This is a genomic window from Microbacterium sp. LB12 (assembly GCF_037150835.1).
GTDB lineage: Bacteria > Actinomycetota > Actinomycetes > Actinomycetales > Microbacteriaceae > Microbacterium.
The window spans coordinates 1-3,441 of the sequence record NZ_JBBCPF010000028.1 but is presented as its reverse complement, the minus strand read 5'-3'; the positions used below and the strand labels follow the sequence as shown (position 1 = coordinate 3,441).

The following is a 3,441-nucleotide window of genomic DNA, read 5'->3' as shown; positions in this document are numbered from 1 at the left end:
GGTGGCGGTTCCGAGCAGGGTTTGCTGTTCCTAAGTCTTGCTGCTCTGCTTTTGGGGGGCGGTCTCGTGGTGACGAACCGTGTTCTGAAGAAACGTCAGAAGCAGTAGGACACGCATGGTCTTTCCCTCGGCTTGTTTAGGTTGATCAACCAGGACCCAGTCGTGCCCCAAGAGGGCGACGACGGATGCCAGTGGTCGTCGTAGCACAGCGGATGGCCACTGCCTGACAGAACAATGCCCCGGCTACCTGTGGGTTCTAGTGGTGGTCGCAACACCCTGATCTTCAGGAGGTTGCGACCACCATGTCGTTTGCACCCAAATCCAGACAGCTGCACACGCGATTCATCGCGTTGATGGACGAGATCGGGTGCGTAGCTGAAGCCGCCGACCGGCTCGGCCTGAACCGCAACACCGCCTACGGGTGGGCCCGTCGGGCCGGCCTGCGCACGCACCGGCTCGGTCACCAACGCCGACCGGAATACGAAGAACTCAGGAACCTGGGCCTGACCCGGCGTGGAGTTGCTACCAGTGCACTGCCACCACCCGAGGTTCTCGTTTCCCACGCTAAAGCAGCACTCGGAGCCTGACCCGGTTTCCCGGACATCTGAGTTGAGGCGATGATCGTCTCGGAAGGAGTCCGTGTAATGCCTGCTGCTCACCCGCCGGAGTTCCGGCGTCGTGCCCTGGATCTGGTTGCGCAGGGCAACCCTGTCGGTCAGACCGCTCGTGATCTCGGGATCAGCGATTCGTGTCTGCGGAACTGGATGAATCGCGACGCGCTCGATGCCGGCCGTAAGGCTGGGGTCACCTCCGACGAGCACAAGGAGCTTGTCGAGTTGCGTCGCCGCAACCGCGTGCTGGAGATGGAGATCGAGATACTCAAGCGCGCTTCGGCCTACTTCGCGAGGGAGAACGTGCTCCAAAAATAGGGTTCCGGCTGGTCCAAGAGCTCGCCGCTGACGGGGTTCCTGTTGCGGTGGCCTGCCGGTTCCTGAACGTCTCGAAGTCCGGCTACTACGAGTGGGCATCTCGTCCGCCATCGCTGCGGGCGGTCACGGACGAGGCGCTGACGACGACGATCCGGAAGGTTCACCGCGACTCGCGGGGCACTTATGGCGCCCCGCGAGTGCTGGCCGAGTTGCGGCTCGGGCTCGGTGTCCACGTCGGCAAGAAGCGGGTCGCCCGACTCATGCGCCTTGACGGCCTCACCGGCGTCTCTCACCGTCGCAAGCGGCGCGGTTGGAAACCCAACACAGCAACGCACGATGATCTCGTGAAGCGACAGTTCCGCGCATCCGAGCCGAACCGACTCTGGTTCTGCGACATCACGCAGCATCGCGCGAACGACGGCTGGGTCTACTGCGCTGCGGTCATCGACGCATTCAGCCGTCGTGTCGTCGGCTGGTCGATCTCCGATCGGATCACTACCGAGATCGTCGTCGACGCGCTCGAGATGGCCCGCTGGAGACGACGACCCAAGCCCGGAACCGTGGTTCATGCCGATCGAGGAGCGCAAGGCGGATTCCAGTGGTCGTCGCAACACCTTGTGATCGCGGAGGTGTCAGATGGTTCGTCGTCAGCAGGCAGCAGATCGGGCGGAGCGGCCGAAGCTTCGGTCGCCTGGGCATCCGAAGTTTCAACGGCATGTCGAGGCAGCGTTCTGGGCGGAGATCGCCAAGGGGCTGTTGCCCATCGAGGCGGCTGCCGTGGTCGGTGTGGCGCAAGCTGTCGGTCAGCGGTGGTTCCGCAACGCTGGCGGCATGGCTCCGTTCGACCTGAAGTTCGCGTCAACTGGACGCTACCTGTCATTCGCTGAGCGTGAGGAGATCGCTCTCCTGTGTGCTCAGGGACGCGGGGTGCGTGAGATCGCCCGAACTATCGGCCGTGACCCGGGGACGATCTCCCGTGAGCTGCGCCGGAATGCGGCCGTCCGCTACGGAAGTCGCGGGTATCGAGCCTCGGTCGCGCAGTGGAAGGCCGACATGGCGGCGAAACGCCCGAAGACAGCGAAGCTGGTCACGAACGCTCGGTTGCATACCTACGTCCAGGACCGATTGTCGGGGCAGATCACCACACCGGATGGCAAGGTGATTGTCGGTCCCGAGCCTCCGCGGTTCACGGGGATCAACAAGCCGCACCGCAAGCACCGCGGGTGGTCCATGGCGTGGAGCCCGGAGCAGATCAGCAACCGGCTCAAGGTCGACTTCCCCGATGATGAGTCCATGCGCATTAGCCACGAGGCGATCTACCAGTCGCTCTACATTCAGGGCCGCGGCGCGCTCAAACGCGAGCTGGTCTGGTGTCTGCGCACGGGCCGGGCGCTGCGCGCGCCGCGGGAACGGTCACGCCGCAAAACATGGGCGCACGTCACCCCTGGAACGCTGATCAGCGAACGTCCCGCAGAAGCTGAGGACCGCGCTGTTCCCGGTCGCTGGGAAGGAGACCTACTGATCGGCCTCGAGCGCTCAGCGATCGGCACCGTCGTCGACCGCACGAGCAGATTCACGATGCTGGTCCACCTCCCACGAGAGGAGGGATACCGACACAAGGAGACCCCCAAGAACGGCCCCGCGCTGGCCGGCTACGGCGCGAGCACGATGTCGACGCTCCCCGCCCAGCTGGCCAGGTCGTTGACCTGGGATCGCGGCAAGGAGATGTCCGCTCACGCAAAGTTCACGGTCGAGACGGGCATCCCGGTGTTCTTCGCCGACCCGCAATCGCCCTGGCAGCGCGGCACGAACGAGAACACCAACGGGCTACTGCGGCAGTACTTCCCCAAGGGCACCGACTTGTCCTGCTGGTCGGCCGAGGAGATCGAAGCCGTCGCTCACGCACTCAACACACGGCCTCGCAAAACGTTGGCCTGGAAGACCCCTGCCGAGGCCTTCAGCGAGCAGCTAATGTTGCTCCAACAAGCCGGTGTTGCAACGACCGGTTGAACCCGGTCAATACACCTCATGGCTCTTCGGCCACCGCTTACGGCAAGCCGGCCTACTCGGCTCGATGGGACGCGTCACTTCCAGCGTCGACAACGCACTCATAGAGTCGTTCTGGTCAACCATGCAAAGCGAGCTCCTCGACCGCTCGAGTTGGGCCTCAAAAGCGGAGCTGTCGTCGGCGATGTTCGAGTGGATCGAAGGGTTCTACAACCCGACCCGGCGACACACCGCGCTCGGCAATCTCAGCCCCGTAGAGTTCGAGAGACTTCACATTCCCACCGCAACCGCGGCATGATCAACAGAGAGAAACCGTCCGGAGAAGCGGGTCAGGCTCCAGTTGCGCTACCTAGTGGGGTGTCGTGGTGCGGTGTTTCCGTCGAGAAGCTACTGAGTTCCCGGGTGGTTTGGTACTTCGTGTGAGTCAGGCTGCCCGGGCGTTGTGTGCCGCGTTCTATCATGCTTGTGTTGTGATCGGATCTTAGTGTGACGAGCGGTGAGGGAT

Annotated in this window: 3 protein-coding genes and 1 pseudogene; all 4 read left to right on the top strand. The window is 63.5% G+C overall.

What is annotated here, in order from left to right:
• Nucleotides 1-644 precede the first annotated feature (644 nt).
• The 4 genes and pseudogenes from WFM69_RS19210 (at nt 645) to WFM69_RS19200 (ending at nt 3,234) form a co-directional block, all read left to right on the top strand.
• Entirely contained in the window at nt 645-929 is a 285-nt protein-coding gene (locus tag WFM69_RS19210; RefSeq protein WP_337007436.1) for a transposase, read from the top strand.
• A gap of 47 nt (nt 930-976) precedes the next feature.
• Nucleotides 977-1,504 (top strand): annotated as a pseudogene (locus WFM69_RS19460) (IS3 family transposase); the annotation flags it as partial.
• Nucleotides 1,505-1,565: 61 nt separating this feature from the next.
• Nucleotides 1,566-2,939: an IS30 family transposase gene (locus WFM69_RS19205; RefSeq protein ID WP_337007434.1), complete on the top strand. Its 1,374-nt coding sequence runs from the start codon at nt 1,566-1,568 to the stop codon at nt 2,937-2,939.
• A gap of 64 nt (nt 2,940-3,003) precedes the next feature.
• The gene (locus tag WFM69_RS19200) at nt 3,004-3,234 is read left to right on the top strand and encodes an integrase core domain-containing protein (RefSeq protein ID WP_337007432.1); all 231 of its coding nucleotides are present in this window, start codon (nt 3,004-3,006) and stop codon (nt 3,232-3,234) included.
• The last annotated feature ends 207 nt before the right edge of the window (nt 3,235-3,441 follow it).